We start from the raw sequence: 15,844 nt of genomic DNA, 5'->3' as shown, positions 1-15,844 counted from the left end.
GCGTCCGGCAGAATGAACGCGGCCGCGCTCGCGGCCGACGTGCGAGAGAAGGACCCATGACCGGACGCACCCGTCGCCCCCTCACCACCGCCCTCGCGACCGTCGCCGCGGCCGGAGCCGTCGCCGCGGCCTGGGGCATCGGCGTCGAGCGGACGCTGTTCACCGTCCGGCGCACGTCGTTCCCGGTGCTGCCCGCCGGTTCCGAGCCGATCCGCGTCCTGCACGTGTCGGACCTGCACATGGCCCCGTGGCAGAGCAAGAAGCAGGAGTGGATCCGCTCGCTCCTCGCCCTGGCCCCCGACGTCGTGGTCGACACCGGCGACAACCTCGGCCACCGCGACGGCGTGCTCGGCATCCGCCGGGCCCTGGAGCCCTTCGCCGGGATCCCCGGCGCCTTCGTCAACGGATCCAACGACTACTTCGGCCCTCGGATCAAGAACCCGCTCCGCTACTTCGTCGGCCCCTCCAAGAACCCCACGCAGCACGAGGCCGATCTCGACACCGACGGGCTGACCGTCTTCTTCTCGGACGGGCTCGGCTGGGTGGACCTCAACAACCGCGCCGAGAGCATCACGGTGAAGGGGACGCGCATCGAGTTCTTCGGCGTCGACGACCCGCACATCGGCCTCGACCGCATCGACCTCGTCGCCGGAGCCGTGGACGAGCTGCGCGGCGCGGAGGACGGACCGGCCGGGGTCAGCATCGGCGTGGCGCACGCGCCCTACCAGCGCATCCTCGACGACTTCGTCGCCCGCGGCGCCGAGGTGATCCTCGCCGGGCACACGCACGGCGGGCAGGTCTGCGTCCCGGGCTTCGGCGCCCTCGTCACCAACTGCGACATCCCGCGCGACAAGGTCGCCGGCTCGACGACGTGGGACAACGGACTGCGCAGCTCGTACCTCAACGTGTCGGCCGGAGTCGGCACCTCGATCTACGCACCGGTGCGCTTCGCCTGCCGGCCCGAGGTGACCCTCGTCACGCTCACTCCGGCGGCCTGACGAGGGGTGTCCGACGGCGGTCCGGAAATCGGCTACTATTGTCGAGGCTCGTGAGCGGTTCTCCGTGATGAGCACACCGGGGTGTGGCGCAGCTTGGTAGCGCGCCTCGTTCGGGACGAGGAGGTCGTGGGTTCGAATCCCGCTACCCCGACCGGTGAGAAGCCCGGCCAGGATCGATGATCCGGCCGGGCTTCGTCGTTCCCGGGGCGTTCTCGGAATTCTGCTGTGGCGGGGCTCGCCCGCAGGCGGATGCTCGCCCGGGCCGGAGCCCGGTCGACGACGGAGCCGGCGCGATCACCGCCCCGCGCTCTCCGGCTCGAGCACCCCTGTCGGCGTCCCGAGCGTCCTGCGCACGGGCGTGCCTCCAGCCCACTCCCCCGCGCCTCCCGGCCCGATCCCAGCAGCCGGGAGCGAGACTGTTCTTCCGCCGTCGTCGCCGCCCCCGCCCGACGACCGACGAGAGGAGCACCGTGACCCGGTCGCTCACCCGCCTCACCCTCGCCATCGGCGTGCCCTACGTGGTCGCGCTCGCAGCGATCGCCTTCTGGCCGACGCCCGTCGATGCGGGAGTGCGGGGGGATCTCGGCCGAGTGACCTCCTGGTTCGCCCGGCACGGCCTCCCGATGGTCGACTACGCGTTCATCGAGTCGACTGCCAACATCGCCCTGTTCGTGCCCCTGGGGCTGCTCCTGGCCCTCAACCTGCGGCTCCGGAGGGCGTGGGTCGCCGTCGCCGTCGGCGCCGTCGTGAGCTCGCTCATCGAGGCGGGCCAGCTGCTCTTCCTCTCGGCGCGCTTCGCCACCGTCGACGACGTCGTGATGAACACCTCCGGCGCCCTCCTCGGCGCGGTCGCCGGCGTCCTGCTCCGGATGGTCGTCCGCGCACGACGACGCCGGAGGGCGGCGGAGTGGGACGACGCCTTCGCGCACATCCCCCTCCGCGGCACCTCCGGCGTCGTGGCGGACCAGCCGAGCCGCGTCAGCTGAGACGACGGCTCCGCCGCGTCAGCGGCCGAGGCCGCGGTACTCCCAGCCGGCCGCACGCCAGGCGGCGGGGTCGAGGCAGTTGCGACCGTCGACGAGGAAGGTGTTGGCCACCTTCGCCGCCGTGGCCGCGGGGTCGAGGGCGCGGAACTGCTTCCACTCCGTCACGACGACCACGGCGTCGGCACCGGCCAGCGCCTCGTCGACGTCGGTCGTGTAGGTGATCTCGGGGTAGCGGCGGCGCGAGTTCTCGATCGCCTCGGGGTCGGTCGCGACCACGGTCGCACCGAGGTCGTGCAGGCGCGCGGCGACGTCGAGCGACGGCGAGTCGCGGATGTCGTCCGACTCCGGCTTGAACGCCAGACCGAGCACCGCGATGCGGCGGCCCTCGACGGAGCCGCCCAGGCCCTCGGTGACGAGGTCGACGACGCGCTGGCGGCGACGCAGGTTGATCGCGTCGACCTCCTTGAGGAAGGCGACGGACTCGCCGACGCCGAGCTCGTCGGCGCGGGCAGAGAAGGCTCGGATGTCCTTCGGGAGGCAGCCGCCTCCGAAGCCGATGCCCGCGTTCAGGAAGCGGCGGCCGATCCGCACGTCGTAGCCGATCGCGTCGGCGAGCTGCGTGACGTCCGCGCCGGTGACCTCCGCGATCTCGGCGATCGCGTTGATGAACGAGATCTTGGTGGCGAGGAAGGCGTTGGCCGAGACCTTCACCAGCTCGGCGGTGGCGTAGTCGGTGACCACGAGCGGGGTCTCGGCCGCGAGCGCCGTCGCGTAGACCTCGTCGAGGGTCGCCTTCGCCGCTGCTCCGGCCTCGCCCGCGGGCACGCCGTAGACGAGCCGGTCGGGGCTGATCGTGTCCTTGACGGCGAAGCCCTCGCGGAGGAACTCGGGGTTCCAGGCGAGGGTCGCACCGGAGGAGGCGATGCGGTCGGCCAGGCGGGCGGCGGTGCCGACGGGGACGGTCGACTTGCCGACGACGAGGGAGTCCGCCTCGAGGTAGGGCAGGAGACCGTCGATCGCCGAGTCGACGTAGGTCATGTCCGCGGCGTTCTCGCCCGGCTTCTGCGGGGTGCCGACGGCGACGAAGTGCACGGCCGCACCGGCGGCGTCGGCCATGTCGGTCGAGAAGCGCAGACGCCCGGAGGCGACGCCGGAGGACAGCAGCTCCGGGAGGCCGGGCTCGAAGAACGGCGCGGTGCCGGCGGCCAGGGCGTCGATCTTCTTCTGGTCGACGTCGATGCCGATGACGTCGTGGCCGAGCTCGGCCATGGCGGCAGCGTGGACGGCACCGAGGTAGCCGCAGCCGATGACAGAAAGCTTCACAGGGGTTCTCCGAATCGTGGCGGGTTCGTGTCGCGGTCGCGACGGTGAGGAGGAGCGATGCGATGCGGCGAGGCGTCAGCGCGCCCGCGGACGCGCGACTACCGCCGCGCCAATGCTCTCAGATCACGGGAGACGTCGGCGACAGCCGCCGCGATCTGCGCCGCCACGCGCTCGTGCACGGCCTCGCTGCGGCCGATCGGGTCCTCGATGTCGTCGCCGCCCTCGCCCCGCGGGGCGCGCCCGCGGTGGGCGGCGGCGAGCCGCACGACGGCGCGGAGCCGCGCGGCGGGGTCCTCGACCGTCGGCAGCGGCACCTCCCTCACGACGAACGGCAGCACGCGGGCGAACTCGAGCAGCGTGAAGCCGCGGAGGAGGAGCGACGGAAAGCGCCGGGAGGCGTCGACCAGGTGGTCGCGCGTCATCGTGAGCAGGAGGTCGGCGTCGCCGACGATCGCGTCGCCGAGCACCGCGCTCGTGTGCGCGGCCGGGTCTCCCCCGTGCTGAGCCGAGAAGCGGGCCGAGACCGGGTCCATCGGCAGCCCGTCGCGCGTCCTCACTCCGGCGCTCGTGAACGCGAAGAGTGGACCTCCCGCGGGCGAGGTCGCGTCGGAGAGCGCGGCGCGCAGCAGCTGCTGCGCCATCGGCGACCGGCAGATGTTGCCGGTGCAGACCGAGAGCACGGTGAAGACGGGGGCGGCGGAGGCGGCGACCGGTTCGTCCGGTCGCCAGCTCCGGCGGGCGGGGCGGGCGGAGTCGTCTCCCGGGAAGATCATCGCGGGGCGCTCAGGCCGAGGTCGACGCGGGCTCGGGCTCGACGGCCGTGTCCGGGCGGGCGCCCGATCGCTCGGAGCCGTAGTAGCTCGTGTAGTAGTACCCGTAGCCCCGGCCGACCTGGCCGCGCGCGGGCACGCGGTTGAGGATCACGCCGAGGGTGTGGCCGCTGACCCGCTCGAGGTTCTGGATCGCCTTGCCCAGCTCGTCGGTCGTCGTCCTGCCCGCGGAGATGACCACGAGCGCGCCGTCGGTGCGGGCGGTGAGGATGGCGCCGTCCGTGACGGGCAGGAGCGGCGGCGCATCGACGATCACGATGGCCTCGCGGGCGATCTCGTGCAGGAGGATGTCCATGCCGTTGGAGCCGAGCAGCTCGGACGGGTTCGGCGGGATCGACCCGGCCCCGAGCACCCAGAGGTTGCCGGACGGGCCCCACGGCTGCAGGACGTCCTGCAGCTCCGCCTTGCCGATCAGCAGGTCGGTCAGACCGACGCCGGGCACGAGGCCGAACGACTTGGCGACGGTGGGCTTGCGGAGGTCGCCGTCGACGACGACGGTGCGCTGACCGGAGGCGGCGAGCGTCACCGCGAGGTTCGCGGTCACCGTCGACTTGCCGTCCGAGGGCAGCGGGCTCGTCACGACGATGATGCGCGGCGGGCTGTCGATGTTCATGAACTGCAGGTTCGTGCGGAGCTCGCGCAGCGCCTCGGCGAGTGCGTGCTTGCCGTCGGCCTTGATGTAGTCGGTCGTGTCGGCCTCGGGGACGATGCGGTTGGTCTCGCTGAGGCGCTTGTCGACGGGGAGGGTGCCGACCACGGGGAGGTCGAACAGGCGCTCGACCATCTCGGCGGTGCGGATGCGCCGGTCCAGCGTGTTGCGGACGAACGCGTAGACGAGGCCGAGGACGAGGCCCGCGAGCGCGCCGACCGCGAGGACGAGGCGCAGGTTCGGGAACGCCGGCGAGGACGGGAGCGCCGCGGTCTGCAGGACGGTGAGGGAGACCGTGTCGCCGACGCCCGTCTCCTGGTTGACCTGCTGCACCTTGGTGGCGATGGCCGCGACCCAGGCGTCGGCGAGCTTCTGCGCGCCCTCGGGGGTGGAGGCGGTGGCGCTGACCTTCATCACCGGGGCGACCGTGTCGGCCTGCACCGCGATCGCCGAGATCAGCGTGGCGGGCGAGACGTCGAGGCCGAGGCTGTCGATCGCGATCTGCGCCACGTCGCGCGAGGTGGCGATCGGGACGTACGTGGCGAGGCTCGACTTGGCGACGGACTGCGCGATCTGCTGCGTGTAGATCGCCTGGCTGTCGTCGGCACCGGTGGTGGCGACGGAGACGAGGCCCTGCGAGTCGGCGACGTACCGCGGCTTCTGCGTCAGCGACCAGCCGAAGGCGACGAGAGTGCCGAGGAGGATCGCCGCGACGATCGGGATCCAGTGGTCGCGCAGGAGCCGGAGGACGTCTCGAAGTTCCACAGAGTCAGATTTCCTTCGCTGGTACGGATCACGCGGCGGGCGCCGGAGACGGGTTCTTCCGAATTCTGACACAGCGCTTCCGCGCCCTCGGCGCCAGGCGCGTCAACCGTGCCACCCGTCGGGGGTGGGCTCCGGCGGAGTCCCTCTCGTGATCACTCCGAGGCCCTCGAGCTCGACGACCGCCGACTCGACGACCGCCTCCGCATCGACGCCGGCGGGCGGCGGGCCCGCCTCCTCGAGCACCGCGGCGACGAGACCAGGCAGATCGGAGCCCCGGCCGGCGTGGCGCCAGATCGTCGGGCCGATGCCGGACAGGCGCACGAGGGTGCCGCCGCAGAACACGAGCAGCTGGCCGTCGGCGAGCTCCACCGCGTCGTTCGCAGGGGTGCGCAGGACGGTGCCGGGCAGGGCCTCGCCCACAGGGTCGAGCTGCACGGAGACCACCTCGGACCAGGCGGACGGGGCCTCGGCGCCGAGGGACGCGAAGACCTCCTCGACCAGGTGCACCACGCTCGCGGCCTCGGAGTAGACCAGTCGCCGGACGCCGCCCAGCGCCGAGAGGGTGCGGACGAGATCGGCGATCGGCCGCGGGCGGGCCGAGAGGTACGAGGTCTGCGGCACCAGATCCTCGATCGCGTCGACCGGGTCGACGTGCTCGAGGAAGGGCGTCCCGACGCCGTCGCGGCGCTCGAGCAGGAGGACGCCCGCCAGCCGCAGGGGCGCCTCCGGGACCGGTCGGAGGGCGAGCGACCCGGGGGCCAGCTGCGCCTTCGGCGCCGATCCGGTCAGCGGCTTAACCGACAGCGGCTTGGGATAGGGCAGGACGCGCCCCTCCGGGGTCACGCCGACCGTCTCGTCGGTGACGTAGCCGAAGCGGGACCCGAGCGTCCGGGCGATGGTGGTCTTGCCGGTCCCGGAGGCGGCGACGAAGGCCAGCACGCGGCCGGACTCGTCGGAGATCCCGCAGGCGTGGAGCATCAGCAGGTCGGCGCGCCTGGCGCCGATCGCCTCGAGGGTCAGGGTCGAGGTCAGGGACTCCTCGAGCTGCGCGAGCGTGGCGCTCGAGACCCGGGGCGAGCCGTCGACCGGGACGGAGGGGTCGTGCCCCACCTCGGCGAGGACGTCGCGTGCTCCCGCGTCGGGCTCGGACGCGCAGGCCGCCCAGCTGTCGGCGATCCGCGCCGCGTCCTCGTCGCCGACGCCGCGTCCGAAGACCACGCGGAACGGGGTCTCGAGGACCGAGACGGACAGGGTGCGGGGCTCGGCGCCCCTCCCCCCGGCGATCAGTACGCCCCGTCGCGGGCGAGGACGGCGCGCGCGGTCTTGAAGAGGATGACGATGTCGCCGGTCATCGACCAGTTCTCGACGTAGTACAGGTCGAGGCGGACGGTGTCCTCCCACGAGAGGTTCGAGCGTCCGCTGACCTGCCAGAGCCCGGTGATGCCCGGCTTCATCAGGAAGCGGCGGTGCACGTGCTCCTCGTACTGCTCGACCTCGCGGGCCAGCGGCGGGCGGGGGCCGATCAGGGACATGTCGCCGCGAAAGACGTTCAGGAACTGGGGCAGCTCGTCGAGGCTGAAGCGCCGGAGGATCGCACCCACCCGGGTGACGCGCGGGTCCTTCGCCATCTTGAAGAGGATCGAGTTCCCCTCCGCACGCTGCTGCGACGCGAGAGCCGCCAGTCGCGCCTCCGCGTCGACGACCATCGAGCGGAACTTCAGCATCTCGAAGGTCGCGCCGTTCAGGCCGATGCGCTCCTGCCGGAAGAGCACGGGCCCGGGGCTGGTGACCTTGACCAGCACGGCGACGACGACGAGCACCGGCGCGCTGAGGATGATCAGCATGGTCGACGCCAGGATGTCGAAGAGGCGTTTGGCGAACCGCTGGCGGCCGTCGAAGCGCGGGGTCTCGACGTGGATCAGCGGAAGGCCCGCGACGGGGCGGGTGTGGATGCGCGGACCGCCGATGTCGGTGAGGCTCGGCGCCACGACGAGGTGCTCGCGCCCGGGCTCGAGCGTCCAGCTCAGCTCGCGGATCCGCTGCGGCGCCAGCTCGTCGGAGCTCGTGACGACCACCGTGTCGGCACCGGTGGCGTCCATCACGGCGCGGACGCCGTCGATCCCGGTGAACCCGTGGACCGCGAGGCCCGAGAGCTCCTGCTCGCTCCGCAGCGCGTCCGCACCGCCGACCGAGGTCGAGACGGCGCCGACGAGCTTGTAGCCGGCCTCGGTGCCGCGACGCAGCTCGCGCGCGGTGTGCAGGACGCTCGCGCGGGAGCCGAGGAGCACGACCTGGCTCGAGAAGCGGCCCGCCCGGCGCTGCCGGGTGAGCCAGGAGCGCCAGACCAGGCGGCCGACGCAGATCAGCACGATCCCGGCGGGGAACGCCGTGATGATGTAGCCGCGCGCGAGCAGGATCTGGAGCAGGTAGGCGATGATCGCGACGATGCCGAAGAGCCAGATGGAGGCGTCGACGACGCGGCGGTACTCGACGTAGCCGGTGCCGACGATCCGGCGGTCGCGCGTGTCGAAGACCTGGAGGGCGAGGAGCCAGCCGACCGACAGGGCGACGGACACCCAGGTGTAGCTGACCGCGATGTCGGCGGGGTTCTTGAACCCCAGGTCCGAGTTCAGGTTCAGGTCGAACCAGAAGAGCTGCGTGCCGAAGACGGAGAGGACGATCGCGACGACGTCCGTGATGAGCAGCCGTCGCCGGTAGTCCTGCTCCCACGACGGCCGACGCCTCAGCGGTGCCCCTTGCGCCGTCATCGTTTCCCCCGACCTTTCCTGCTGCTTCGAAAGGCGTAATTCCGTTTCCGGTGTTGTCACGTCGTCAGGCTACCCACTTCCTCGTTTCGGAGGGGTGTCGCGCCGGTGAGGAACGCTCGACCGGTCAGCCGCGGAGCCGGCCGCGACTCTCCTGGAGGTAGCACGCGCCGCACAGCGACTCGTAGGTGACCGCCGTTCCGTCGATCGCGACCTGATCGCCGTCGAACACGAAGCGGCCGTCCACGACGCGCCCGTTGAAGATCGCTTTGCGCCCGCACCGGCAGATCGTCTTCAGCTCCTCGAGGCTGTGGGCGATCTCCAGGAGCCGCCTGCTGCCCGGGAACGCGGCGGTGCGGAAGTCCGTGCGGATGCCGTACGCCAGGACGGGCACGTTCTCGAGGATGGCGATCCGGAGCAGATCGTCGACGTGCGACTCCGGCAGGAACTGCGCCTCGTCGACGAGCAGAGCGCTCACGTCGCGCTTCGACTCGGCCAGGACGCGGGCCCGGGCCGCGGTGAAGACGGCCACCGGGTCCCCGTCGGGCTCGAACAGGATGTCCACCGGACGGGTCACGCCGAGCCGCGACACGATCAGCTCCTCGCCCTTCGTGTCGACGGCCGGCTTGGCCAGCAGCACCCGGTGCCCGCGCTCCTCGTAGTTGTGCGCGGCCTGCAGGAGCGACGTGCTCTTCCCGCTGTTCATCGCTCCGTAGCGGAAGTACAGCTTGGCCATCAGGTCTCCTCGGGGCGGGTCCGGAGGCGGGGCCCCCGGGGTGAGCAGGGGCCGGTCACGGGAGGAACCCGTCCTCGCCGGCGCGGCGGATCAGATCGGCCCGGCGGCTCGCGGGCCTGCCGACGGCGACGTACTTGCGGCGCACGCGCTGCAGATAGGTCTTCGCGGTCTCGAACTGCACGTTCATCTTGGCGGCGACCTCGGGGGTGCTCGATCCGGACGCGTAGAGGCGCAGCGCCTCCAGCTCGCCGGCGCTGAGCCGTGGGCGCTGCTGCGCCGCGACTCCGGACGGCAGGGGCCGCCACTGCGCGGACGAGACGTCGGCAGAGCGCATCTCGAGAGCGGCGCGGGTCTGCTCCATCACCTCGGCGAGCGGGCGCGACTTCGCCAGGTGCCGCACCGCTCCGGCCTTCAGGGCGCGCTCGCGGACCTCGTCGTCCTCGCTCGCGGAGAGCGCCACGACCGCGGCTCCGGCCGCCCGGCAGGTCCGGATCCGCGCCTCGATCGAGATCGGCTCGCGCAGCTCGACGTCCATCACGACCACCTGGGTGGGGAAGACATCGCTCGTCACCAGGTCGTGCCAGGTCGAGGCGGCCACGACGACCTCGAAGTCCGGGGCGTGGGTGCGGATCCACGCGCTCGTCGCCGCGAGCAGGTCCTCGCGCGGGTCGAGCAGGCCGAGCCGGACCGCACGGGGTGCCGCGTCGCGGGCGCTCCGGGCGGAGGAGCCCGAGGGCTCACCGGAGCGGGTGACCATGCGGACGATCCTAGCCGCGGCCGGGCCCGCCCCCGGCTCAGAACAGCGTCGGCTGCCCGACGCCGGGCAGGATCGCGGCGCGCTCCGGCCCGAGCTCCCCGACCAGCAGCCCGTCGTGCTGGAGAGAGCGCCGCTCGCCGCCGAGGGTCCGCAGCGTCCCGAGCGAATTCAGGGCGGAGGACTTGACGGAGCCGGTGGCAGGGTCCTCTTCGCCGCGCTCGAGCCCGTGCGCGCGCATCAGCGGGCGGATGCGCGCGGAGAGCCAGCGCCGGTACTCGAGAGGCGCGTAGGCGTCGCGGCCCGGGTAGAGCGCTCGGTACTTGTCGACCAGCTCGGGGTGCTCCTGCCCGAGCCACTGCAGGAACCACTCCTTCACCCCGGGCTTGAGGTAGAGGGTCGAGTACATGATCGTGCTGGCGCCCGCCTCGCGGCAGGCCCGGAGCGACTCGTCGAGGTGCGCCCGTGTGTCGGTGAGGAACGGCAGGATCGGCATCAGGAACACCGAGCAGTCGAAGCCGGCCTCCCGTGCTGCGGTGACCGTCGCCAGCCTGGCCGCCGCGGTCGGCGCACCCGGCTCGACGGAGCGCTGGAGGCCCTCGTCGTAGACGGCGATCGACACTCCGAGGTCGACCGGGACGTGCTCGGCGGCCTCGCGGAGCAGCGGCAGGTCTCGCCGCAGCAGCGAGCCCTTCGTGAGGATCGAGATCGGGGTGCCCGAGGCGGCGAGCGCGGCGATGATGCCCGGCATCAGCCGGTAGCGGCCCTCGGCGCGCTGGTACGGATCGGTGTTGGTGCCGAGTGCCACGGGGTGCCGCTCCCAGCTCGGCTTCGCGAGCTCCCGGGTGAGGACCTCGGCGACGTTCACCTTCACGACGATCTGCGAGTCGAAGTCGCGGCCGCCGTCGAACTCGAGGTACTCGTGCGTGGGCCGGGCGAAGCAGTAGGTGCAGGCGTGGGTGCAGCCGCGCATCGGGTTGATGCTCCAGCCGAACGGCATCTTCGAGGAGGTGTGCACGCGGTTGAGCGCCGACTTCGCGAGCACCTCGTAGAAGGTGATGCCCTCGAACTCCGGTGTGCGCACAGTCCGCACCAGGTCGGTGAGCTTGACGAGCCCGGGCAGCGCGGCCTCGTCGGCCGTGCCGATCGACTGCCCGCTCCACCTCACGGAGCCATTAGAACATACGTTCGAACGGGTCGCACCCGATCAGACCGAGGCGGACAGCTCCAGCGTCTCGGCGGTCGCGGTGACCGTCTGCTCGGCCTTCTCGGGCGCGTCGTTGAGCGTCGAGCCGTAGCTCGGCACCAGTGCGCGAATCCGAGGCTCCCAGGCCTTCATCCGGTCGGGGAAGCACTTCTGCACGATGTCGAGCATGATCGGCACGGCGGTCGAGGCTCCGGGCGAGGCGCCGAGCAGGCCGGCGATCGTGCCGTCCCCTCCGGTGATGACCTCGGTGCCGAACTGCAGCACGCCGCCCTTCTTCTCGTCCTTCTTCATCACCTGGACGCGCTGGCCAGCGGTGATCAGGTACCAGTCCTCGTCGCGGGCGGTGGGCAGGAACTCGCGCAGGGCCTTCATCTTCTTGCCACGGCCGGCGAGCACCTCGCCGATCAGGTACTTCATCAGGTCGAGGTTGTCGCGGGCGACCGCGAGCATCGGGCCGATGTTGTGCGGCCGGATCGACAGGGGCAGGTCGAGCCACGAGCCCCGCTTCAGGAACTTGGGCGTGAAGCCCGCGTAGGGGCCGAAGAGGAGGGACGACTCGCCGTCGACGACGCGCGCATCGAGGTGCGGCACCGACATCGGGGGCGCGCCGACGGCGGCCTTGCCGTAGACCTTCGCCTTGTGCCGGGCGACCAGCTCGGGGTTGTCGGTGCGGAGGAACTGCCCCGAGATCGGGAAGCCTCCGAAGCCCTTGATCTCGGGGATGCCCGACTTCTGCAGGAGGTGCAGCGCACCGCCGCCGGCGCCGACGAAGACGAAGCGGGCGGTCACTGACTGGGGCGTGCCTCCGACGACCTGCTTGAGGTCGAGGCGCCAGGTGCCGTCCTTCTGCCGGGTGATGTCGGTGACCTCGCGGCCGGTGTCGAGCGTGCCGCCGTGGGCGACGACGTGGTCGAACAGCTGGTGGGTCAGCGAGCCGAAATCGACGTCGGTGCCGGCCGGCATGCGCGTCGCCGCGTAGGGGCCGCCGCCGGCGGGACGCTGCTCCATCAGCAGGGGCGCCCACTCGTGGATGGTCTTGACGCTCTCGGTGAACTCGATGCCGGCGAACAGCGGCTGGTCCTTGAGGGCCTCGTAGCGCTTCCGGAGGTACTCGACGTTGGCCTCGCCGTGCACGAAGGTCATGTGCGGCGCCGGGTTGATGAAGCTGGAGGGCTCGCGGATGTCGCCGGACTCCACCAGGCTCGACCAGAACTGGCGCGAGATCTGGAACTGCTCGTTGATCTGGATCGCCTTGGCCGGGTCGACGGAGCCGTCGGCCGCCTCGGGCATGTAGTTCAGCTCGCAGAGGGCCGCGTGACCGGTGCCCGCGTTGTTCCACGGGTTCGACGACTCCTGCGCCACGTCGCCGAGGCGCTCGTAGGCGGCGATCGTCCAGTCGGGCTGCAGCTGGGTGATGAGTGCGCCGAGCGTGGCGCTCATGATGCCCCCACCGATGAGGGCGACGTCGACCGGTTCCGAGGAGTTCACGAGAGTCGAGTTTACGCTCGCCCGCGGACGCCGCGGCCGGGAGGGGCCCTGCTCCCCCATCAAATTCGCGGCTTTTCCACCCGGAGGGGGCCGGAGCGCTCGGCGCCGGCCCCGTCCACGCCGGTCAGGAGACGGGCTGCTTCGCCGCGATGAGCTCGGCGATCTGCACGGCGTTCAGGGCCGCGCCCTTGCGGAGGTTGTCGTTGCTGATGAAGAGCGCGAGGCCGCGTCCCTCCGGGGCGCCCTCGTCGGCGCGGATGCGGCCGACGAAGCTCGGGTCCTTGCCCGCGGCCTCCAGCGGAGTCGGCACCTCGCGCAGCACGACGCCGGGCGCGTCGGCCAGCAGCTCGCGAGCACGCTCGGGGCTGAGGGCGGAGGCGAACTCGGCGTTGACGGAGAGCGAGTGGCCGGTGAACACGGGGACGCGCACGCAGGTGCCCGAGACCAGCAGCTCCGGGAGCTGGAGGATGCGGCGGCTCTCGTTGCGGAGCTTCTTCTCCTCGTCGGTCTCGTTCGAGCCGTCCTCGACCAGGCTCCCCGCGAACGGGATGACGTCGAAGGCGATCGGGGCGACGTACTTGTCCGGCGCGGGGAAGTCGACCGCCGAGCCGTCGTGCACCAGGTCGAGCAGGTGCTCGTCGGCGACGGCGGCGCGGACCTGGCCGGCCAGCTCGTTCGCTCCGGCCAGTCCGCTGCCGGACACGGCCTGGTAGGTGCTGACGATCAGGCGCGTGAGCCCCGCCTCGCGGTCGAGGACCTTGAGGATCGGCATCGCGGCCATCGTGGTGCAGTTGGGGTTGGCGATGATGCCCTTGACCGCCTGGTCGATGGCGTGGGGGTTCACCTCGCTGACGACCAGCGGGACCTCGGGGTCCATCCGCCAGGCGCTGGAGTTGTCGATCACGGTGACGCCGGCCGCGGCGAAGCGGGGCGCCTGCGCGCGCGAGCCGGTGGCTCCGGCCGAGAACAGGGCGATGTCGAGCCCCGACGGATCGGCGGTCTCCACGTCCTCGACCACGACGTCCTCGCCGCGGAACGGCAGCGTCGTGCCCGCCGAGCGGGCGGTGGCGAAGAAGCGGATGGACGCGATCGGGAAGTCGCGCTCCTCGAGGAGGCGGCGCATCACCTTCCCGACCTGGCCGGTCGCGCCGACGACGCCCACGTGGAGGGGGGTGCTGCTCATGCTGTGCTCTTTCGTCCGTGCGGCGCGCGGGCCGCTCGTGGCGGGGGGATCGAGGGAGAGGGTACCGGTCGCTCCGGCCGCTCGGGAGGAACGGCCGGATCGCGAGGGTGTCCGGCCGTCAGCGGCCGGTGCCGGCGTAGACGACGGCCTCGTCCTCGGCGTCGAGCCCGAAGGCGGTGTGCACGACGCGCAGGGCCTCGTTCACGGTGTCGGCGCGGGTGACGACCGAGATGCGGATCTCGCTCGTGGAGATCATCTCGATGTTGATCCCGGCCTCGTAGAGGGAGCGGAACAGCTTCGCGGAGACGCCGGCGTTGGTGCGCATCCCGGCGCCCACGAGCGCGAGCTTGGCGATCTGGTCGTCGTACTGCAGGGACTCGAAGCCGACCTCGTCCTTCTCGGCGTTGAGAGCCATGAGGACCGTCTGGCCGTCGGCCTTGGGCAGGGTGAACGAGATGTCGGTGCGGGCGGTGGCCGCAGCCGACACGTTCTGCACGATCATGTCGATGTTGGAGCCGGTCTTGGCCACGATCGTGAAGATCTGCGCGGCCTTGCCCGGGATGTCGGGGACTCCGACGACGGTGATCTTCGCCTCGTTCAGGTCGGCGGCGACTCCGGCGATGATGGGCTCTTCCACGGCTTGTCCGTTCTGCTCGGCGCCGGCGGTCTCGGCGTTGTAGACGATGGTGCCCTCGTTGGGGCTGAAGGAGGAGCGCACGTGGAGCGTGACTCCGTGGCGGCGGGCGAACTCGACGGCGCGGATGTGCAGCACCTTCGCTCCCGCGGCGGCCAGCTCGAGCATCTCCTCGCTGGTGATGCGGTCGAGCTTGCGGGCCTTCTTGACGACCCGCGGGTCGGCGGTGAAGACGCCGTCGACGTCGGTGTAGATCTCGCAGGTGTCGGCGCCGAGTCCTGCCGCGAGCGCGACGGCGGTGGTGTCCGAGCCGCCGCGGCCGAGGGTGGTGATGTCCTTCGTGTCGCGGTTGAAGCCCTGGAAGCCCGCGACGATGACGACGGCGTTCTCGTCGAGCGCCTCGCGGAGGCGGACCGGGGTGATGTCGACGATGCGGGCGGCGCCGTGCTGCGCGTCCGTGATCATGCCGGCCTGGCTGCCGGTGAAGGAGCGGGCCTCGAAGCCCATGCTCTTGATCGCCATCGCCAGCAGCGCCATCGAGATGCGCTCGCCCGAGGAGAGCAGCATGTCGAGCTCGCGAGGGGCGGGGATGGGCGTGACCTGGTGGGCGAGCTCGAGCAGGTCGTCGGTGGTGTCGCCCATGGCCGAGACGGCGACGACCACGTCGTTGCCCGCCTGCTTGGTGGCGACGATCCGCTTCGCGACCCGCTTGATGCTCTCCGCGTCGGCGACGGAGGACCCGCCGAACTTCTGGACGATCAGGCTCACGTGCTGCTCCCGTGTCGGTGGCTGGACCGCCGTCGCGACCCGACGGGCGAGTCTACCGGTCGACCGCATGCCGGAGCGGTCATGCGACTCCGGCGGCCGCGTCAGTTCTCGACGAGCCGGCGGCCCTCGAAGGCGCGGCCGAGGGTGATCTCGTCGGCGTACTCGAGGTCTCCGCCGACGGGCAGCCCGGAGGCCAGGCGGGTGATGCGGATGCCGAGGGTGCTGAGCATGCGCGAGAGGTAGGTCGCCGTCGCCTCGCCCTCGAGGTTCGGGTCGGTCGCGATGATGACCTCCTGCACCTCCCCGTCCGCGAGCCGCTGCAGCAGCTGGCGGATGCGGAGCTGATCCGGGCCGATGCCGTCGATCGGGCTGATCGCGCCGCCGAGCACGTGGTAGAGCCCGCGGAACTCGCGGGTGCGCTCGATCGCCGGGACGTCCTTCGCCTCCTCCACGACGCAGATGACGGCGCGGCTGCGGCGCGGATCGCGGCAGATCCCGCAGGTCGCCTCCTCCGCCACGTTCCCGCAGATGTCGCAGAAGTGCACACGGCCGCGCAGCTCGAGCAGGATCTCGGCGAGCCGGGTGACGTCGAACGTCTCGGTCTGCAGGATGTGGAACGCGATGCGCTGGGCGGACTTCGGGCCGATGCCGGGGAGCCGGCCGAGCTCGTCGATCAGCTCCTGGACGATGCCTTCGTACATGCGGTCGCCTCCTCTCGGGTGGGGCGGACGGCATCTCCTCGATGGCGACCTCGTCCC

14 protein-coding genes and 1 tRNA gene are annotated in these 15,844 nt (G+C 71.7%); 3 read left to right on the top strand and 12 right to left on the bottom strand.

Features of this window, described 5'->3' with window-relative positions; all coding sequences use genetic code 11:
• The first annotated feature begins 56 nt into the window (after window positions 1-56).
• From C5C25_RS10760 to C5C25_RS16850, 3 genes are all read left to right on the top strand, one after another.
• A complete protein-coding gene (locus C5C25_RS10760; protein WP_104250594.1) occupies window positions 57-998 on the top strand; it encodes a metallophosphoesterase in 942 nt (313 codons plus the stop codon).
• 77 nt (window positions 999-1,075) lie between these two features.
• Window positions 1,076-1,149: transfer RNA gene (locus C5C25_RS10755), tRNA-Pro, on the top strand.
• Window positions 1,150-1,468: 319 nt separating this feature from the next.
• Window positions 1,469-1,984: a VanZ family protein gene (locus tag C5C25_RS16850; protein ID WP_258069393.1), complete on the top strand. Its 516-nt coding sequence runs from the start codon at window positions 1,469-1,471 to the stop codon at window positions 1,982-1,984.
• Window positions 1,985-2,002: 18 nt separating this feature from the next.
• Here the strand turns inward: C5C25_RS16850 and C5C25_RS10745 are convergent, their stop codons facing one another.
• The 12 genes from C5C25_RS10745 to recR all read right to left on the bottom strand — a co-directional run bounded on the left by C5C25_RS10745 (window position 2,003) and on the right by recR (window position 15,787).
• Window positions 2,003-3,307: a UDP-glucose/GDP-mannose dehydrogenase family protein gene (locus tag C5C25_RS10745; RefSeq protein WP_104222179.1), complete on the bottom strand. Its 1,305-nt coding sequence runs from the start codon at window positions 3,305-3,307 to the stop codon at window positions 2,003-2,005.
• Window positions 3,308-3,405: 98 nt separating this feature from the next.
• Entirely contained in the window at window positions 3,406-4,080 is a 675-nt protein-coding gene (locus C5C25_RS10740; protein ID WP_104250592.1) for a low molecular weight phosphatase family protein, read from the bottom strand.
• 10 nt (window positions 4,081-4,090) lie between these two features.
• Window positions 4,091-5,551, bottom strand: a complete 1,461-nt coding sequence (locus tag C5C25_RS10735) for a polysaccharide biosynthesis tyrosine autokinase (protein WP_159939611.1) — start codon at window positions 5,549-5,551, stop codon at window positions 4,091-4,093.
• 102 nt (window positions 5,552-5,653) lie between these two features.
• Window positions 5,654-6,769, bottom strand: coding sequence for a hypothetical protein (locus C5C25_RS10730; protein WP_104250591.1), 1,116 nt, complete (start codon window positions 6,767-6,769; stop codon window positions 5,654-5,656).
• 65 nt (window positions 6,770-6,834) lie between these two features.
• The gene (locus tag C5C25_RS10725; RefSeq protein WP_104222171.1) at window positions 6,835-8,319 is read right to left on the bottom strand and encodes a sugar transferase; all 1,485 of its coding nucleotides are present in this window, start codon (window positions 8,317-8,319) and stop codon (window positions 6,835-6,837) included.
• Window positions 8,320-8,443: 124 nt separating this feature from the next.
• Window positions 8,444-9,052: a thymidine kinase gene (locus C5C25_RS10720; RefSeq protein ID WP_104227256.1), complete on the bottom strand. Its 609-nt coding sequence runs from the start codon at window positions 9,050-9,052 to the stop codon at window positions 8,444-8,446.
• 55 nt (window positions 9,053-9,107) lie between these two features.
• Window positions 9,108-9,809, bottom strand: coding sequence for a LuxR C-terminal-related transcriptional regulator (locus C5C25_RS10715; RefSeq protein ID WP_104237728.1), 702 nt, complete (start codon window positions 9,807-9,809; stop codon window positions 9,108-9,110).
• 37 nt (window positions 9,810-9,846) lie between these two features.
• The gene (locus C5C25_RS10710; RefSeq protein ID WP_104222165.1) at window positions 9,847-10,974 is read right to left on the bottom strand and encodes an Rv2578c family radical SAM protein; all 1,128 of its coding nucleotides are present in this window, start codon (window positions 10,972-10,974) and stop codon (window positions 9,847-9,849) included.
• Window positions 10,975-11,013: 39 nt separating this feature from the next.
• Window positions 11,014-12,561, bottom strand: coding sequence for a malate:quinone oxidoreductase (locus C5C25_RS10705; protein ID WP_104250590.1), 1,548 nt, complete (start codon window positions 12,559-12,561; stop codon window positions 11,014-11,016).
• 64 nt (window positions 12,562-12,625) lie between these two features.
• Window positions 12,626-13,684, bottom strand: a complete 1,059-nt coding sequence (locus C5C25_RS10700; protein ID WP_104250589.1) for an aspartate-semialdehyde dehydrogenase — start codon at window positions 13,682-13,684, stop codon at window positions 12,626-12,628.
• Window positions 13,685-13,802: 118 nt separating this feature from the next.
• On the bottom strand, window positions 13,803-15,086 hold the full coding sequence (locus tag C5C25_RS10695) for an aspartate kinase (protein WP_104222160.1): 1,284 nt from the start codon (window positions 15,084-15,086) through the stop codon (window positions 13,803-13,805).
• A 101-nt stretch (window positions 15,087-15,187) separates the two neighbouring features.
• Window positions 15,188-15,787 (bottom strand): recombination mediator RecR, encoded by a 600-nt coding sequence (gene recR / locus C5C25_RS10690; RefSeq protein WP_104222157.1) that lies wholly within the window; start codon window positions 15,785-15,787, stop codon window positions 15,188-15,190.
• Window positions 15,788-15,844: the final 57 nt, after the last annotated feature.

Origin of the sequence: Rathayibacter sp. AY2B9, from assembly GCF_002931595.1 — a bacterium.
In the GTDB taxonomy this organism is placed as follows: domain Bacteria; phylum Actinomycetota; class Actinomycetes; order Actinomycetales; family Microbacteriaceae; genus Rathayibacter.
This window is presented reverse-complemented; position numbering and strand designations above follow the sequence as displayed.